Origin of the sequence: Pseudomonas rhizozeae, assembly GCF_031583775.1 — a bacterium.
In the GTDB taxonomy this organism is placed as follows: Bacteria; Pseudomonadota; Gammaproteobacteria; order Pseudomonadales; family Pseudomonadaceae; genus Aquipseudomonas.
In genome coordinates this window covers 57,585-75,421 of sequence record NZ_JAVLSB010000069.1, presented here as the reverse complement: position 1 = coordinate 75,421, position 17,837 = coordinate 57,585, and the positions used below count along the sequence as shown (strand labels likewise).

The window sequence follows — 17,837 nt, the reverse complement described above, 5'->3', positions numbered from 1 at the left end:
GACATCCATGTTTGATGTCCCGACGTCATCGCTGGCAAGCCAGCTCCCACAGGGTCTGGTGTTGTTTTTCAGATTGCTGGCTTCGCCCTTCGGGCCTTGAAAAACTCACTCAGCACCGCCCCACACTCCTCCGCTAACACCCCGCCTTCATACAACACCCGGTGATTCAAAAAGCCCTGGGTAAAGAACTGCCCTTGGCTTTGCACAATCCCCGCCTTCGGCTCCAGCGCGCCGTACACCACCCGGGCGATCCGCGAATGGACGATCAGGCCGGCGCACATGCTGCACGGCTCCAGGGTTACGTAGAGCGTGCTGCCGGGCAGGCGATAGTTGCTGACAGCCTGGGCGGCGGCGCGGATCGCGACCATTTCCGCGTGGGCGCTGGGGTCATGGCGGCTGATCGGGCAATTGAAGCCGCGACCGATGATCTCGCCGTCCTGCACCAGCACCGCGCCCACCGGCACTTCGCCAAGCGCCGCGCCTTGGGCGGCGAGGGTCAGGGCTTCGCGCATGAAATCCTGGTCGCGGCTGCGGTCGATGATCGCCGGGCGAAACTGCCGCATCACGCCACCTCGATCGCGGCCATCAGGCCGGTTTCCATGTGGTCGATCACGTGGCAATGGAACATCCACACCCCCGGGTTATCGGCGACCAGCGCGACCTGCGCCCGCTCGTTCTTGCCCAGCAGGTAGGTGTCGGTGAAATACGGAATGACCTTGTGCCGGTTCGAGGCAATCACTTTGAAACTCATCCCGTGCAGGTGAATCGGGTGCTGGTATTGGGTCAGGTTCTTCAGCTCGAATATGTAGCTTTTGCCCTTTTCGAGCTTGGCGATGGGCCGGTCGGCGCAGGTTTTATCAGTGATGTCCCAGGCCTTGCCGTTGATCTGCCACAGGCTCGGCGGCTTGCCATTGTCGACATTGACCGACACCGAACCGACCCATTCGAAATTGAAGTTGAGTTTCTCCGCGTTGACCAGGTCCGGCTCGGCCACCGGGTTGGCCGGCAGCGCAGGGGGCCAAGTGGCTGGCGCCTCATTGTTGGCCACCGAACGCAGAGTCCCGAGCCGCACCGGGCCGTTGCGCAGGGACAGTTCTTCGCCGGCTGCTGGCGCCTTGATCGCCAGGCAAATACGCATGCCCGGCCCCAACCAGTATTCCTTGCCCAGCGGACGCGGCGCGACGGGATTGCCGTCCAGCGCATAGATCTGCGCCTCGACCCCAGGAATATTCAGGCGATAGGTCAAGGTGTTGTCGAGGTTGAGGATGCGCACCCGAGTGATCTGCCCGGCCGGCAAATCGATCACCGCCTGGGACACGCCATTGATGGTCGACAGCCGCCCCGCCGTGCCACCGCGTGCCGCTTCCCGGGGAATGCTGAACGCCACGAACTGGCCCTCGTCATCGACGTGCCAACTCTTCAGGCTCAGGGTTTGCTCATACTTGAACCCGGTGGGCTCACGCTCCTCGACAATCAGCGGCCCGACCAACCCGCGGCCCAGCTCTTCGCTGCTGTTGACGTGCGGGTGATACCAATAGCTGCCAGCGTCCGGCACGCGGAACTGGTAATCGAAATACTCACCTGGCAACACCGGCAATTGCGAGACGTACGGCACGCCGTCCATCTCCAGCGGCAGGCGAATGCCGTGCCAGTGAATGGTGGTCGCCACTGGCAGATGATTGATGAAGCGCACCCGCAACCACTCACCCTGACGCACCCGCAACTCGGTGCCCGGCGCCGACGGGCCAAACGCCCAAGCCTCGGTCTTGTGCCCGGCGACCAGTTCCACATCCAAAGGCGCAGCAATCAATTCATAGTCATGCCCGGCGTTCGCGTCGGCCCTTTTACCCAGCCAATAGCGCGACGCACCTCCTGCTCCCAGACCAACGACAACAAGACCGGCCAGGCCACCGAGGATTTGGCGACGGGAAAAGGACATGAACGCAACTACCTCACGGATCAGCGACAGGCTTGGGGGCCCGCAAAAGGCGAATACGATACACCCGCAGTTGTGAAAGAAACAGCGACGCGGGCGTGACGCGCCGCCGCAGGCGTGGCCGGAAGACTTCCGGCATAAAGCAAAAAAGCCGTGTGAACGCGGGTTCACACGGCTTTTTTGTTATCCGGTCAGGCCATCAAGGCCTGTGCCGGATCATTCCCACTCAATCGTCGCCGGCGGCTTGCTCGACACGTCGTAGGTGACGCGGGAGATGCCTTCGATTTCGTTGATGATACGGCCGCTGACGGTTTCCAGCAGTTCGTAGGGCAGGTGTGCCCAGCGGGCGGTCATGAAGTCGATGGTTTCCACGGCACGCAGGGCCACAACCCAGGCGTAACGACGGCCATCGCCGACCACGCCGACCGATTTCACCGGTTGGAACACGACGAATGCCTGGCTGACTTTGTGGTACCAGTCGGCCTTGCGCAGTTCTTCGATGAAGATATGGTCGGCGCGACGCAGCAGGTCGGCGTATTCCTTTTTCACTTCACCGAGGATCCGCACGCCCAGGCCTGGGCCCGGGAAGGGGTGACGGTAGACCATGTCGTATGGCAGGCCGAGTTCCAGGCCCAGGCGACGGACTTCGTCCTTGAACAGTTCGCGCAGCGGCTCGACCAGTTTCAGGTTCATTTCTTCCGGCAAGCCACCCACGTTGTGGTGCGACTTGATCACGTGGGCCTTGCCGCTTTTGGCGCCAGCCGACTCGATCACGTCCGGGTAGATGGTGCCCTGGGCGAGGTACTTGATGTTGTCCAGTTTGTTGGACTGGGCATCGAATACGTCGATGAAGGTTCGCCCGATAATCTTGCGCTTCTTCTCCGGGTCGGACTCGCCGGCCAGGTTGTTCAGGAACTGCTCTTCGGCGTTGGCGCGGATCACTTTGACGCCCATGTTCTCGGCGAACATGGCCATCACTTGCTCGCCTTCGTGCAGACGCAGCAGGCCGTTGTCGACGAAGACGCAGGTCAGCTGGTCGCCGATGGCCTTGTGCAGCAGCGCGGCCACAACGGACGAATCGACGCCGCCGGACAGGCCCAGCAGCACGTTGTCGGTGCCGACCTGGGCGCGGACCTGGGCGATGGCGTCTTCAGCGATTTTCGACGGGGTCCACAGGGCTTCGCACTCGCAGATGTCGAGGATGAAGCGCGACAGGATGCGGCCGCCCTGCTTGGTGTGGGTCACTTCCGGGTGGAACTGCACACCGTAGTAGCCGCGCGCGTCGTCGAACATGCCGGCAATCGGGCAGCTCGGGGTGCTGGCCAACACGTGAAATTCCTGCGGCATCTTGGTGACCTTGTCACCGTGGCTCATCCACACGTCGAGGCCAAACACGCCGTCAGCGTCGACATGGTCTTCGATGCCGTCGAGGATGCGGCTCTTGCCGACCACGTCGACGCGGGCGTAACCGAACTCACGCAGCTCGGAGCCTTCGACCTTGCCGCCAAGCTGTTCGGCCATGGTCTGCATGCCGTAGCAGATACCGAAAACCGGTACGCCCAAGTCCCACACCGCTTGCGGCGCGCGTGGGCTGTCAGCGACGTGTACAGACTCGGGGCCGCCGGCGAGGATGATCCCGCGCGGTGCGAATTCGCGAATCGCTTCGTCGTCCATGTCGAACGGATGCAGTTCGCAGTACACGCCGATTTCACGCACGCGACGTGCGATCAGTTGGGTGTACTGGGAACCGAAGTCGAGGATCAGGATGCGGTGAGCGTGAATATCGAGGGCCATGATTCAGTCTCGTCTAAGTCATTCAGAAACAGTCGTGATTCAGAAACAACTCGGGGCTGAATCGAACAGCCCCGGTTATGTAACGTCTTGCTGGAAGCCTTAACCGACGCGGTAGTTCGGCGCTTCCTTGGTGATCTGCACGTCGTGGACGTGGGACTCGGCCATGCCAGCGCCGGTGATCCGCACGAACTCAGGCTTGGTGCGCATTTCTTCGATGTCGGCGCTGCCGGTGTAACCCATCGAGGAACGCAGGCCACCCATCAACTGGTGAATGATCGCGCTCAGGCTGCCTTTGTACGGCACACGGCCTTCGATGCCTTCCGGTACCAGTTTCTCGGCACCGGCCGAAGAGTCCTGGAAGTAGCGATCGGAAGAGCCCTGGGCCTGGGACATGGCGCCCAGCGAACCCATGCCGCGATAAGCCTTGTACGAACGGCCCTGGAACAGTTCGATCTCGCCCGGGGCTTCCTCAGTACCGGCGAACATCGAGCCCATCATCACGCAGGACGCACCGGCGACGATGGCTTTGGACAAGTCACCGGAGAAGCGGATGCCGCCGTCGGCGATCAATGGAATGCCGGTGCCTTCAAGGGCTGCGGCGACGTTGGCGATGGCGCTGATTTGCGGCACGCCCACACCGGCGACGATACGGGTGGTGCAGATCGAGCCAGGGCCGATACCGACCTTGACCGCATCGGCGCCAGCTTCAACCAGAGCCTTGGCGGCAGCGCCGGTGGCAATGTTGCCGCCGATCACTTGCACGTCAGGGAAATTCTCTTTGACCCAGCGAACGCGGTCGATCACGCCCTTGGAGTGACCGTGGGCAGTGTCGACCACCACCACGTCAACGCCGGCATTGACCAGGGCCGAGACGCGCTCGCCAGTGTCCTTGCCGGTACCGACCGCAGCCCCGACACGCAGGCGACCTTGGTCGTCCTTGCTGGCCAGCGGGTAAGCCTTGGCTTTTTCGATGTCTTTGACGGTCATCATGCCTTTGAGGGCGAACTTGTCGTCGACGATCAGGACTTTTTCCAGGCGATGCTTGTGCAGCAGCTCGCGGACTTCGTTCTTGTTGGCACCTTCGCGAACCGTGACCAGACGCTCTTTAGGCGTCATCACTTCACGAACGGTGGCGTCCAGACGGGTTTCGAAGCGCACGTCGCGGGAAGTGACAATGCCGACCAGGTCGCCATCGTGCAGCACCGGAACGCCGGAGATGTTGTGCATGCGGGTCAGTTCGAACAGATCGCGAACCGTGGCGTCAGCCTCGATGGTGATCGGGTCCTTGACCACGCCGGCCTCGAACTTCTTGACCTTGCGCACTTCGGCAGCTTGCTGCTCGATGGTCATGTTCTTGTGGATGATGCCGATGCCACCTTCCTGAGCCATGGCGATTGCCAGACGGGCTTCAGTGACGGTGTCCATGGCGGCAGAAACCAGGGGAATATTCAGCTCGATGCCACGGGTTAGGCGGGTCTTGAGACTGACTTCGTTAGGAAGCACCTCGGAGTAACCGGGCACTAGGAGAATGTCGTCGAATGTCAGAGCTTCTTGGCTGATACGCAGCATCGCGGGGGCTCCCGAGCGGGAAAATGGAAGCGCGCCATTATAGTCAGACACCCCCTCGGGTTCAATGTAAAACTCTGTCTATTATTAGCATTGCTGATATACGGGGAATTGCAGGCCTTACAACTCGACTTTCACCCAACTGACGGGCAGATCCAGCCAATCGGCGAATTCATCGAGAAAGCTCTGCTTGAAACCGGCCTCGGCCCAGTTATTGAAGATAAACCCGAGGTTCGAAAAGCCGCATTCCTGCAAAAAGATAAAGCCGTTGATGTCGTCTTCATGCCCGCATTCCGGGCAGGTGAAGTTATCGGTACGCGCCGGCATCCAGTCTTCCAGGCTTTCGAACAGCGCTTCGCCGATCTCCTTGAGGCATTCCGGGCACCCGGCCTCGCCGAGAAAACCCTTGGCCGGCGTATAGATGCAGCGCTTGTAGATGACTTCCAGGCCATTGACCGGCTCATTGAACGGCAGCGCATCGGGGTGCAGCACCACGGCGCGAGCACCATCGGCCAGTGCGTAAGCCATGCGATTGCCGGTGCGCCCGCAAGTGGTCAGTTCTTCCTTGACGATGTTCTTGCGCACCAGCCAGCGCAGGATCGCCCGCGCGCGGGGTTCGTGCACCGGCAAGGTGGAGATTTTCGGAACGAGGATGCTTTGCGAATTCATAGGGACTGCCTGCTGCCCATTCGGGGTAACCACTGTGCGGCGCGCAGCTTAAGCCCTGACAGGATTCGGTCAAGTGCTCAAGTAACGTCCGATCAAGGCGATCCCGCTGGCCAGCACCAGCCAGGTCACCAGACGGACAAACGCGTCGCGGGACAATTTCATCGTCAAGCGACGACCGATCCACAACCCCATTGCCATGGCCGGCAATAAACACACGGCCAGCAGCAATAAGGGTAGCTCGGCATAGACACCGGCGATGGCAAACAGACTCAACCGCACCACGGTGCTGCAACTGATCAACGCACTCTGGGTCGCCCGGGCCGGGTCTTTGGGCAAACGGCTGTTCAGGTAAATCGCATATAAAAAGCCGCCACTGCCAAACAACGCCCCGAACAGGCCGCCCACCGTGCCCATCGGCAGCGCCCAGCCCGCCGACAACTCACGGGGCCGCGCTTTAACCCACAGGCTGTAAACCGCGTAAGCCGTGATGAACAGTCCCATCAACAGCAGCAACAGGTCGGACTTGAGATTCAGCAGGAACACCACGCCCAGGCTGCAGCCCAGCGCCATGCACGGCAGCAGCCGCAGCAATTCGGCTTTCGACACGTCCCGCCGCGACGGCAGCAGGTTGCCGAACGCGGCGACGAAATCCAGCAGCACCAGCAACGGCACGATTTTCGACAACGGCATGAACAGAATCAGAATCGGCCCCGCCACCAGCGCCGTGCCGAACCCGGCGATGCCGAACACGATATACGCCAGGCTGATGCCAAGGCCGATGACCAGCCAATCGGTCAGGCCGAAGGGCCATTGGTTGAGTAATTCCAGCAACGCGCAATCCTTTCGTTGAAAATGATTCCCTGGTGGGAGCGAGCCTGCTCGCGAATACGGTTTACATTCAACATCAGTTTTGACTGTCATACCGCTTTCGCGAGCAGGCTCGCTCCCACAGGGTTGGCGACAGTCGATCAATATCCGCCATAGAGATATCCCTGCGAATGCCTTTAAACTGCGCCCCATGATTAAAGATCCCTTCGCAAGACTCGGCCTCGACCGGGAAGTCCTGACTGTCAGCCAGCTTAACGGCCGCGCGCGGGTGTTGCTGGAAGATGTGTTCAGCAATATCTGGGTCGAAGGCGAGATCTCCAACCTCGCCCGCCCGGCGTCCGGCCACGTGTACTTCACCTTGAAGGACAGCGGCGCCCAGGTGCGTTGCGCGTTGTTCCGGCAGAATGCCGCGCGGGTACGCCAGGCGCTGAAGGATGGCCTGGCGGTCAAGGTGCGTGGCAAGGTCTCGCTGTTCGAGGGCCGCGGCGATTATCAGTTGATCCTCGACACCGTGGAACCGGCCGGCGACGGTGCCCTGCGCCTGGCCTTCGACGCGCTGAAAGAGAAACTCAGCGCCGAAGGCCTGTTCAGCGCCGAGCGCAAGGTGCCGCTGCCGGCCCATCCGCAACGTATCGGCATCATCAGTTCGCCGACCGGCGCGGTGATTCGCGACATCATCAGCGTGTTCCGCCGCCGTGCGCCGCAGGTGCAACTGACCTTGATCCCGACTGCCGTGCAGGGCCGCGAAGCCGTGGGGCAAATCGTCCGCGCGTTGAAAATCGCCGATGCCCGCGGCTTCGATGCGCTGATCCTGGCGCGGGGCGGCGGTTCGCTGGAAGACCTCTGGTGTTTCAACGAAGAAGCCGTGGCCCGGGCGGTGGACGCCTGCGTGACGCCGATCGTCAGCGCCGTCGGCCATGAAACCGATGTATCGATCAGTGACTTTGTGGCAGACGTTCGCGCGCCGACCCCGTCCGCTGCCGCCGAGCTGCTCGCGCCTGATGCCAGCGACCTGGTGCGCCGGGTCGAAAGCCTGCACCGGCGCCTGGTGATGCGCATCCGCGATCGCCTGGCCCGCGAGCGCATGCGCCTGGAAGGCATGACACGTCGCTTGCGTCATCCCGGCGAGCGCCTGCGCCAGCAAGCGCAACGCCTCGACGACCTGGACATGCGCATGCGCCGGGCCTTTGAACGCAATCTAAATACCCGCCGCGAACGGCTGATCCGTCTGGAGACTCGCCTCGCCGGGCAACATCCGGGCCGGCAACTGGCGCTGCTGCGCCAACGCCTCGACAGCCTCGCCGAACGCTTGCCACGCTCGATGCGCGAAGGCCTCAAGGCCCGGCGACTGCAATTGCAGAGTCAGATGCAAACGCTGCACGTGGTCAGTCCGTTGGCGACCCTCGCGCGGGGCTACAGCATTCTGCTCGATGATCGTGGCCACGCGATCCGCAGCGCCGAACAGACCCGGCCGGGCCAACGCCTTAAAGCAAAATTAGGCGATGGCGAACTCGATGTGCGTGTCGAAGACAACCACCTGACGCCCGTCACCCTTTCTTTACTGGATTGATCGATGCCACGTTTTTTTGCTTCGCTGCTGTTGCTATGCCTGACCTTCACCGCCCACGCCGACAGTTACATCACCCGGCTGTTGAATAAGCCAGTGCCGGGCGGCGTCGCGGTGGTTAACCTTGGCCCGTCGGCGCAAGCGCTGAAGGCGACGTACCAGGGCAAACCGGTGCTGGTGGTCAAGGAGCAAGACAACTGGCTGGCAATCGTCGGCATCCCGCTCACGGTCAAACCCGGCCCGCAGCAGATCAGCAGCGCCGGGCGCAGCCTGAACTTCAACGTCGGCAGCAAGAATTACCCGGAACAGCGCATCACCCTGAAGAACACCCAGCAGGTCAATCCAAATCCGGACAACCTCAAGCGCATCGAGGGTGAACTGGCCGAGCAGCTCAAGGCCTACCGCAGCTTCAGCCCCAATACCCCGAGCAACCTGCTGCTGGACAAACCGGTCAACGGCCCGTTGTCGAGTAAGTTCGGTGTACGCCGCTTCTTCAATGGTGAAGAACGCAACCCGCACTCAGGCCTGGATTTCGCCGTGCCGGGCGGCACGCCGATCAAGACCCCGGCGGCGGGCAAGGTGATCCTCACCGGCAACTACTTCTTCAACGGCAACACAGTGTTCGTTGACCACGGGCAGGGCTTTATCAGCATGTTCTGCCACATGTCGAAGATTGATGTGCAGGTCGGCCAGCAACTGGCCCGGGGGGCCGTAGTGGGCAAGGTCGGCGCCACCGGCCGCGCGACCGGGCCGCACATGCACTGGAACGTCAGCTTGAATGATGCGCGGGTGGATCCGGCGATTTTCATTGGGGCGTTCCAGCCTTAGTTTTTTGTTGATCCCGCTGGCCTCATCGCTGGCAAGCCAGCTCCCACAAGAATAGGTGTCTTGCTCTACATTTGTGACCGACACAAATCCCTGTAAGAGACTTGGATAAATGCCAGTGGCCTCATCGCTGGCAAGCCAGCTCCCACAGGTTTTGTGTTGATCACAAACTCAAAGTACGGCGCCAATCCATGTGGGAGCTGGCTTGCCAGCGATGGCGGCACAAGCATCACCGCCCATTTTTCTGATTGCCGTCCTTCAACCATCGACGCAATCAAAACCGCACTCACCGTAGAACGGCGCCATAAAATCTCGCCAAACCCCACAAAAGCAGAACTTCTCCCAATTTTTCCCCACTGCTTGCCATCCTTCACCCTCGCGGTTAGGGTTGAGGGCATGAAAACCTCTCACACCCTCATTCAGCTTCGTCAGCACCGCAGCCTGTGCCTCGTCAGCGCACGACTGCCAGGCTGAATCGCTGCGCCTCATCCCACCGTTTTACCCCCAACGTTGATCCACCGGCAGGCCGCCTCTTTTCGGCCCACACAATAAGGATGTCCCCGATGAGCATGCTCAAAGACCCGTCTTCGAAGTACCGCGCGTTCCCGACCATCGATATCCCGGATCGCACCTGGCCATCGAAGACCATCACCGCCGCGCCGATCTGGTGCAGCTCGGACCTGCGTGACGGCAACCAGTCGCTGATTGAGCCGATGGACGCGGCGAAGAAGCTGCGCTTCTGGAAAACTCTGGTGCAAGTGGGCGTGAAGGAAATCGAAGCCTCGTTCCCGGCGGCATCGCAAACCGATTTCGACTTCGTGCGTACGCTGATCGAAGACGGCCACATCCCGGACGACACCACCATTCAGGTGCTGACCCAGGGACGTGAAGACCTGATCGCGCGCACGTTCGAATCCCTGCGCGGGGCGAAGAAAGCCATCGTGCACCTGTACAACGCCACCTCCCCTTCTTTCCGCCGCATTGTCTTCAACCAGGACAAGGACGGCATAAAAGCCATCGCGGTCAACGCCGCCAAGCTGTTCGTCAAATACGCCGCGCAACAGCCCGAGACCCAATGGCAGTTCGAATACTCGCCGGAAACCTTCAGCGCCACCGAACTGGATTTCGCCAAGGAAGTCTGCGACGCGGTGATCGAAGTATGGAACGCCACGCCGCAGAACAAGGTGATCCTCAACCTGCCGGCCACAGTGGAAGTCGCCACGCCAAACATCTACGCCGACCAGATCGAATGGTTCTGCCGCCATATCAACCGTCGTGACAGCGTGATCATCAGCCTGCACACCCACAACGACCGTGGCACCGGCGTTGCTGCCACCGAGCTGGGCCTGATGGCCGGCGCCGATCGCGTCGAAGGCTGCCTGTTCGGCAACGGCGAGCGCACCGGTAACGTCGACCTGGTCACCGTGGCCCTGAACCTCTACACGCAAGGCATCCACCCTGAGCTGGACTTCTCCGACATTGACGGCGTGCGCAAAGTCGTCGAGGAGTGCAACCAGATCCAAGTGCACCCGCGTCACCCCTACGTGGGCGACCTGGTTCACACCGCGTTCTCCGGCTCCCACCAGGACGCCATCCGCAAAGGCTTCGCCCAGCAGAAACCGGACACCCTGTGGGAAGTGCCGTACCTGCCGATCGACCCGGCCGACATCGGCCGCAGCTACGAGGCGGTGATCCGCGTCAACAGCCAGTCGGGCAAGGGCGGCATCGCCTATTTGCTGGAGCAGGAATACGGCATCAGTCTGCCGCGCCGCATGCAGATTGAGTTCAGCCAAGTGGTGCAGCGCGAAACCGATCGCCTGGGCCTGGAGATGACCGCGCAGCAGATCCACGCCTTGCTGCACAGCGAATACCTGCAAGCCAACACTCCGTACGCACTGGTCAGCCATCGCCTGCAGGAAGAAAACGGCAACAGTGCGGTGGAAGTGGAAGTCTCCGGCAAGGGCCAGGGCGAAACCAACCTGCATTGGCGCGGCCGTGGCAATGGCGCCCTCGAAGCGCTGGTGGCCGGCCTGCCGGTTCCAGTGGAAATCATGGACTACAACGAACACGCGATCGGTGCCGGCACCAATGCCAAAGCGGCGGCCTACATCGAACTGCGGGTTAACGGTGAGCGTGCGGTGCACGGCGTCGGCATCGACGAAAACATCACCACGGCCAGCTTCAAGGCCCTGTTCAGCGCCCTGAACCGCTCGCTGAGCCAGGAAGAAGCCAAAGCGGCCTGACGGCCCCGGCAAAACAAAAGGCCCCAAGGTGCGAACCTTGGGGCCTTTTTGTTTGCCGGGTGGTGATGGGTTGCGGCTACTGTCGTCTTCGCGAGCAGGCTCGCTCCCACCCTGCAATGCCAACCTTGTGGGAGTGAGCCTGCTCGCGAAGAGGCCCGTCAGATCACTTCGATCTCAAGCATGTACATCCACGCTGAACATCGCCTGCAACAACGCGGCCTGCAGCACTTGCAGGTTGCTGGCGGTAATAGCGATCTGGTTTTGGATCTGCATCACTTCCTGGGCTTTCTGCTCTTCCGTGCCTTTGCCGCGCTGAGCGCTGGCCAGTTGGGCCTGCTGCTCGGCGAGCAATTTCTGTGCGGCTTCGATCTGCTTTTTCAACGCCTTGATCGGGTCGCTGGCATCGTCCACCGCATTGATGTTGGCACTGGCACTGTCGACCCGCAGTTCTTTGCCGGCCTCGCCCGCCTCTTCCACAGGAAGAATCAGCGTGGAAGATTTTTTATCGTCTTCACCGGTGATGACATTGGGTGAAGACACAGCGTACGAATTGACCGAAATTGACGTAATACTATTCATGAGGTACTCCTCCTTGGCTGACCTTGCTATCGGCCAGCGCGGAGAATACTTCAACACTCAGCGCATGAAAGATTCATGACCCTCAGGTGAATTCGAAAGTGTCTGCATCGAGGTTGGCCGGGAACCGCGTGCGGTACGCCGCCAGTGGCTCGGCTTCCAGGCAGACCTGAAACACCCCGTCGGCCTCGCCGGCGCTGAGCAGGGTTTCGCCCTGGAAATCCAGAACCTGGCTGTCACCGGTATAGGCGAAACCTTTGCCATCGGTGCCGACGCGATTGACCGCGGCCACATAGCACAGGTTTTCGATAGCCCGAGCAGGCAGCAAGCGGTTCCAGTGCAGACGCCGCGCGCCGGGCCAGTTGGCGGTGTACAGCAGCAGGTCGGTGTCCTGCGCGTCGCGGCTCCACACCGGGAAGCGCAGGTCGTAGCAAATCAACGGCCGAATGCGCCAGCCCTTGAGCTCGAACTGCACCTGGCGCTCGCCGGGGGTGTAGTGGTCGTGCTCACCGGCCATGCGGAACAGGTGGCGCTTGTCGTAGTGCAGCACCTCGCCATCCGGCCGCGCCCACAGCAGGCGATTGCGATGGCTGCCATCGGCGGCTCGCACAATCACGCTGCCGGTGATCACCGCATCGAGCCTGGCGGCTTGGGCCCGCAGCCATTTGCTGGTGGGCCCGTTTTCCGCCTCGGCGAGGGTCGCGGACTCCATGGAGAAACCGGTGGTGAACATTTCCGGGAGGACGATCAGGTCAGCCCCGCGCGCTTGCTCCAGCAGGTGTTCGAAATGCTCCAGATTGGCCTGGCGGTCGTGCCACACCAGGGTGGTCTGGATCAGCGCCAGGTTGAGGTTCGGCAAGCGGCTCAGATCGCGCATAGTTTGGCCGCTGCTTCGCGCAGCGTCTCCTCACGCTTGGCAAAACACAGACGAATCAAGCGCTGGCCTTCCGGCGGCGACTGATAGAACACCGAAATCGGGATGCTCGCCACGCCGTGTTCACGGGTCATCCACAGCGCCATGTCGACGTCATTGAGGTCCGGGCGGATGTGCGAGTAGTCGACCAACTGAAAGTAGGTGCCGGCCACGCGCTCGAATTTAAAGCGCGACGGCGCCAACAGGTCGCAGAACAGGTCACGCTTGGCCTGGTAGAAGACCGGCAGCTCCTCGACGTGTTGCGGCTGTTCGGCCATATAGTCGGCCAGGGCGTACTGCAGCGGCGTGACGCAGCAGAAACTCACGTACTGGTGCACTTTGCGCAACTCGGCGCTGAGGGCCGGCGGCGCCACCACGTAGCCAGTTTTCCAGCCAGTGACGTGGTAAGTCTTGCCGAATGAACTGACCACGAACGCACGCTGGTACAACTCTTCATGGGCCAGCAGGCTGACGTGCGGCACGCCGTCGAACACCAGATGCTCGTATACCTCGTCGCTGAGCACATAGATGTCGCGGTCACGGATCAAGGCCGCCAGTTGATCCAGCTCGGCACGGCTGATCAACGCGCCACTGGGGTTGTGCGGGCTGTTGAGGACGATCATCCGCGTGCGCGGGCTGATGGCCGCCGCGAGTTTGTCGAAGTCGATGGAGAAGTTGTCGCTGTCGAGCTGCACATGCACACAACGCCCGCCGGCCAGCTCGGTGGCGGGCTCGTAGCTGTCGTAGCAAGGGTCGAAAACGATGACCTCATCACCGCTGTGGATAACTGCCTGGATCGCACAGAAAATCGCCTGGGTCGCGCCGGGAGTGATGGTGATTTCCTGGTCGGCATCAACGCTGGCGCCATAGCTGCGGGCGATTTTCGCCGCCACTTGCTCTCTCAGCGCCGGCAGGCCGGTCATCGGCGAATACTGGTTATGGCCGCTGGCGATGTGCCGGCCAACCGCATCGCGCAACGCCTGCGGGCCATCGAAATCGGGAAAGCCCTGGGACAGGTTGATCGCCCCGGTTTGTGCCGCGAGTTGCGACATCTGGGTGAAGATGGTGATGCCGACGTTCGGCAACTTGCTGGTGATCATCGGGGTTTCCCTGCTCGGACACCCGGCTCTAACGGCGGCGCGGGAGAGCCCGAGGATAGCCCATCCGGCGCCCATAAAAAAAGGGCGCCAACCGGCACCCCTCTTTTAAACAGTCACCGCATCACCTGTGGCGAGGGAGCTTGCTCCCGCTGGACCGCGGAGCGGTCCCAGTCCTCGCGGCCCATATCCTTCCGGCAGACCGCGTCGGCTGGTTTTGCGACTGCTGCGCAGTCGAGCGGGAGCAAGCTCCCTCGCCACAAAAAGCTTGTCACAAAAGCCTTCCGCAGATGCTTGCCACAAAAGCCTGGCGCAACAGCTACTTTTTGTCGCGACGCTTCTTGTCAGCCTTCTTGTGGTGCGACATCAAGCGACGCTTCTTGTTGACCTGGCGGTCGGTCAGCGTGTTCTTGTTGCCTTCGTACGGGTTCTCGCCGCCTTTGAACTCGATACGGATCGGCGTGCCGACCAGTTTGAGCACGCGACGGTAAGTGTTCTCCAGATAGCGCACGTACGACTTCGGCACTTTCTCGATCTGGTTACCGTGGATCACGATGATCGGCGGGTTAGCGCCGCCCAAGTGAGCGTAACGCAGCTTGATCCGGCGGTTGTTGACCATCGGCGGCGCGTGTTCGCCGACCGCATCTTCCAGAATCTGGGTCAGGCGGTTGGTCGGCCAGCGGGTGACCGCGGACTTGAACGAGTTCTGCACCGACTGGTAGAGGTTGCCCACGCCCGTGCCGTGCAGTGCCGAGATAAAGTGGATGTCGGCGAACTCAACGAAGAACAACCGGCGTTGCAGCTCGATCTTGACGAAATCGCGCTCGCTCGGCGTCATGCCGTCCCACTTGTTGATAGCGATCACTAACGCGCGCCCGGCCTCAAGAGCGAAGCCCAGCAGGTTGAGGTCGTGGTCGACCACGCCTTCGCGGGCGTCCATCACGAAGATCACCACGTTGGCGTCTTTGATCGCTTGCAGGGTTTTGACCACGGAGAATTTTTCGACTTCTTCGTGGATCTTGCCGCGCTTGCGCACACCGGCGGTGTCGATCAGCGTGTACTTCTCGTCGTTACGCTCGAACGGAATGTAGATGCTGTCGCGGGTGGTGCCCGGCTGGTCGTACACGATGACCCGGTCTTCACCGAGCATGCGGTTGACCAGGGTCGACTTGCCGACGTTCGGCCGGCCGATGATGGCGATCTTGATCCCGTCTTTTTCGCTCGGGCCAGGAATGCGCTTGGCTTCCTCGCCTTCGGCAACGATCTCGTCTTCGCCTTCTTCGGTTTCGTCTTCATCTTTCGGGAAGTCGCTGAGGGCGATTTCCAGCATCTGGGTGATGCCACGGCCATGGGCGCCGGCGATCGGTATCGCGTCGCCCATGCCCAACGGGGCGAACTCGGCACGGGCCATTTCAGGGTCGATGTTGTCGACCTTGTTGGCGACCACGTAGGAGCGCTTGTTTCGCTTGCGCAAGTGCTCGGCGATCATCTGGTCGGCCGCGGTGAAACCGGCCTTGGCATCTACCAGGAACAGAACGACATCCGCTTCTTCAATGGCCAGCAGCGACTGCTCGGCCATTTTTTCGTCCATACCGTGCTCGTCACCGGAGATACCGCCAGTGTCGACCAAAATGTAGGAACGCCCTTGCCACTTGGCCTCACCGTACTGGCGGTCACGGGTCAGACCGGACAAGTCGCCGACGATGGCGTCACGAGTCCTGGTCAGGCGGTTGAACAAGGTGGATTTGCCGACGTTCGGTCGGCCCACCAGGGCGATTACGGGAACCATGCGGCTCTCCACTTCGTTATTTCAGAAAATACAAAAGCCGCTGCGATGCAGCGGCTGGTGCTCGGGGCAGTCACTGTGGGGCTTCTTGTGGGAGCGAGCCTGCTCGCGAAAAACGCAATGACACCGCGTTTATTCAGACCGTAAACGCTAGCGTTGACGTCCTTTGCGAGCAGGCTCGCGCCCACGTTATTACCTACAGGTGAAGCCGCTTGGGGGTTAAACCCCAAGCATAGTCTTTACTTGATGGACAGGGCTTCCAGTTTGCCGCTGTTGCCATACACATAAATCGTGTCACCCACCACCAGCGGACGGGCGCGCAGGCCATCGCTGTCGATGCGTTCACGGCCAACGAAACGACCGTCCACCTGGCTCAACAGGTGCAGATAACCTTCCAGGTCACCCACGGCCACATAGCTGGAAAACACTTCCGGGGCCGACAGTTGGCGACGGGCCAGCGAGTCGTTGCTCCACAGCGCGGTGGTGGAGCGCTCGTCGACGCCTTCAACCGTGCCCGAAGACAGGCTCACGTAGACGTTGCCGAAACCCTGGGCCACACCGGCGTAGCTCGACGCATCGCGCTGCCAGAGTTGACGACCGCTCTCCAGGTCCAGCGCCGCGACGCGACCCTGGTAGCTGGCGACATACAAGGTGCCGCCGGACAACAGCAGACCGCCGTCGATATCGACCACGCGCTCCAGTTCCGAACGACCTTGTGGAATCGCGACCCGTTGTTCCCACACCGGCACGCCGTTGGAGATGTCCAGGGCGACCACTTTACCGGTCGACAGGCCAGCCACCGCGAGGCGGTTGGTCACGATCGGTGCGCTGGTGCCGCGCAGGGTCAGGACCGCCGGGGTGCTGTCATACAACCAGCGCTGGTTGCCGGTGGCGGCATCCAGACCGATCAGACGGTCATCCTGGGTCTGAACCACGACCACGTCACCGTTGTTGGCCGGTGGCGCGAGCACTTCGCTGGACACGCGAGCGCGCCATTTCTCTTCGCCCGTGCTGGCATCCAGGGCGACGATCTCGCCCTTGAGGGTGCCAATGGTGACCAGGCCATAGCCCACGCCCACGGCGCCGGAAACAGGCAATTCAAGATCCTGGTCCCATTTGACGCTGCCCGTGTTGCGATCCATCGCCATCACCACGCCAGTGACGTCGGCGGCATAAATGGTATCGCCGTCGATGGCCGGAACCAGCATGTTGTAGGTTTCGCCCTGACCGTCACCGATCGAGCGGCTCCATTGCTTTTGCAGGACGACTTCTTCTTTGAAGTCGACCAGCTCAGCCGGTGGCAATTCTTTTTTGCTGTTGCTGCTGCAACCCGCGGCCAGAACGGCCAGAGCCAGCAATGCTGCATGTTTCCAACGGATCACGTCACGCATCCCCTTTGGCCAGGTCGTCGAGCTTGATTTGTAGGCCACCGACCGCCGCTTCATCCGACAGTGCCGCCTTGGCTTTTTGATACGCCGCGTGAGCTTCATCAGCACGACCCAATTGCACCAGCAGGTCGCCCTTGAGTTCTTCGCGAGTGGCCAGGAACGCCTGGTCAGCATCACCTTCGAGCAGTTTCAGCGCTTCGTCGGCTTTGTTCTGTGCCGCCAACACCTGCGCCAGACGCTGACGGGCAATTTCGCCCAGCGCCGGGTTGGCCGGTTTGTCGTTGATCGCTTTCAACTCGGTGGCCGCGTCGTCCAGCTTGCCACTGTCCACCGCCACCTTGGCGACGAACAGGCTGCCGTACTGCGCGTAGGCGCTGCCGCTGTATTCGCTCTTGAGCTTGCCAGCCAGGTCAGCCACTCGCGCAGCGTCAGGTTTGCCGTCCGGCGTCAGTGTGGTTTCCAGCAATTGCTGGTAAAGCACCGAAGCGCCCTGCGACTGGTTGTTCTGGTATTTGTGGTAAGCCTGCCAGCCGAAGACGATGACCAGCGCCAACAGGCCGCCAGTGACCAGGGGCTTGCCGTTGCGGGTCCACCAGTCCTTCAAATCCGCCAGTTGTTCATCATCGTTACTCGACACCCCAATACTCCT

Annotated in this window: 15 protein-coding genes; 3 read left to right on the top strand and 12 right to left on the bottom strand. The window is 61.4% G+C overall.

Annotation, left to right across the window (positions count from 1 at the left end; all coding sequences use genetic code 11):
• Positions 1-68: 68 nt before the first annotated feature.
• The 6 genes from tadA to RG836_RS23915 form a co-directional block, all read right to left on the bottom strand.
• A complete protein-coding gene (gene tadA, locus RG836_RS23940) occupies positions 69-563 on the bottom strand; it encodes a tRNA adenosine(34) deaminase TadA (RefSeq protein WP_310850107.1) in 495 nt (164 codons plus the stop codon).
• Positions 563-1,939 (bottom strand): multicopper oxidase family protein, encoded by a 1,377-nt coding sequence (locus RG836_RS23935; protein ID WP_310850105.1) that lies wholly within the window; start codon positions 1,937-1,939, stop codon positions 563-565. The genes tadA and RG836_RS23935 overlap by 1 nt, the downstream gene beginning before the upstream one ends.
• Positions 1,940-2,152: 213 nt before the next feature.
• Positions 2,153-3,730: a glutamine-hydrolyzing GMP synthase gene (gene guaA, locus RG836_RS23930; protein ID WP_310850103.1), complete on the bottom strand. Its 1,578-nt coding sequence runs from the start codon at positions 3,728-3,730 to the stop codon at positions 2,153-2,155.
• A gap of 99 nt (positions 3,731-3,829) precedes the next feature.
• Entirely contained in the window at positions 3,830-5,299 is a 1,470-nt protein-coding gene (guaB, locus tag RG836_RS23925) for an IMP dehydrogenase (protein WP_310850101.1), read from the bottom strand.
• Between the two features lie 117 nt (positions 5,300-5,416).
• Positions 5,417-5,965 carry a sugar ABC transporter ATPase gene (locus RG836_RS23920; RefSeq protein WP_310850099.1) on the bottom strand — a complete coding sequence of 183 codons (549 nt, stop codon included), beginning with the start codon at positions 5,963-5,965 and terminating at the stop codon, positions 5,417-5,419.
• Between the two features lie 69 nt (positions 5,966-6,034).
• Positions 6,035-6,796: a sulfite exporter TauE/SafE family protein gene (locus RG836_RS23915; protein WP_310850097.1), complete on the bottom strand. Its 762-nt coding sequence runs from the start codon at positions 6,794-6,796 to the stop codon at positions 6,035-6,037.
• 187 nt (positions 6,797-6,983) lie between these two features.
• Here RG836_RS23915 and xseA point away from each other — a divergent pair, with 187 nt between their 5' ends.
• From xseA to leuA, 3 genes are all read left to right on the top strand, one after another.
• Positions 6,984-8,363 carry an exodeoxyribonuclease VII large subunit gene (xseA, locus tag RG836_RS23910; protein WP_310850095.1) on the top strand — a complete coding sequence of 460 codons (1,380 nt, stop codon included), beginning with the start codon at positions 6,984-6,986 and terminating at the stop codon, positions 8,361-8,363.
• A 3-nt stretch (positions 8,364-8,366) separates the two neighbouring features.
• Positions 8,367-9,188: a peptidoglycan DD-metalloendopeptidase family protein gene (locus tag RG836_RS23905; protein ID WP_310850092.1), complete on the top strand. Its 822-nt coding sequence runs from the start codon at positions 8,367-8,369 to the stop codon at positions 9,186-9,188.
• A 560-nt stretch (positions 9,189-9,748) separates the two neighbouring features.
• On the top strand, positions 9,749-11,428 hold the full coding sequence (gene leuA / locus RG836_RS23900) for a 2-isopropylmalate synthase (RefSeq protein WP_310850090.1): 1,680 nt from the start codon (positions 9,749-9,751) through the stop codon (positions 11,426-11,428).
• Positions 11,429-11,602: 174 nt separating this feature from the next.
• Here the strand turns inward: leuA and RG836_RS23895 are convergent, their stop codons facing one another.
• From RG836_RS23895 to RG836_RS23870, 6 genes are all read right to left on the bottom strand, one after another.
• Entirely contained in the window at positions 11,603-12,007 is a 405-nt protein-coding gene (locus tag RG836_RS23895; protein ID WP_310850089.1) for a hypothetical protein, read from the bottom strand.
• A gap of 82 nt (positions 12,008-12,089) precedes the next feature.
• A complete protein-coding gene (locus tag RG836_RS23890) occupies positions 12,090-12,881 on the bottom strand; it encodes an amidohydrolase (RefSeq protein WP_310850087.1) in 792 nt (263 codons plus the stop codon).
• On the bottom strand, positions 12,869-14,017 hold the full coding sequence (locus RG836_RS23885; protein ID WP_310850085.1) for a pyridoxal phosphate-dependent aminotransferase: 1,149 nt from the start codon (positions 14,015-14,017) through the stop codon (positions 12,869-12,871). Before RG836_RS23885 ends, RG836_RS23890 begins: the two co-directional genes overlap by 13 nt.
• 316 nt (positions 14,018-14,333) lie before the next feature.
• Positions 14,334-15,803, bottom strand: coding sequence for a ribosome biogenesis GTPase Der (der, locus tag RG836_RS23880; protein ID WP_310850083.1), 1,470 nt, complete (start codon positions 15,801-15,803; stop codon positions 14,334-14,336).
• A 236-nt stretch (positions 15,804-16,039) separates the two neighbouring features.
• Complete coding sequence (gene bamB, locus RG836_RS23875; RefSeq protein WP_310850081.1) at positions 16,040-17,191, bottom strand: outer membrane protein assembly factor BamB; 1,152 nt, start codon at positions 17,189-17,191, stop codon at positions 16,040-16,042.
• The gene (locus RG836_RS23870) at positions 17,184-17,825 is read right to left on the bottom strand and encodes a tetratricopeptide repeat protein (protein ID WP_310850079.1); all 642 of its coding nucleotides are present in this window, start codon (positions 17,823-17,825) and stop codon (positions 17,184-17,186) included. Before RG836_RS23870 ends, bamB begins: the two co-directional genes overlap by 8 nt.
• Positions 17,826-17,837: the final 12 nt, after the last annotated feature.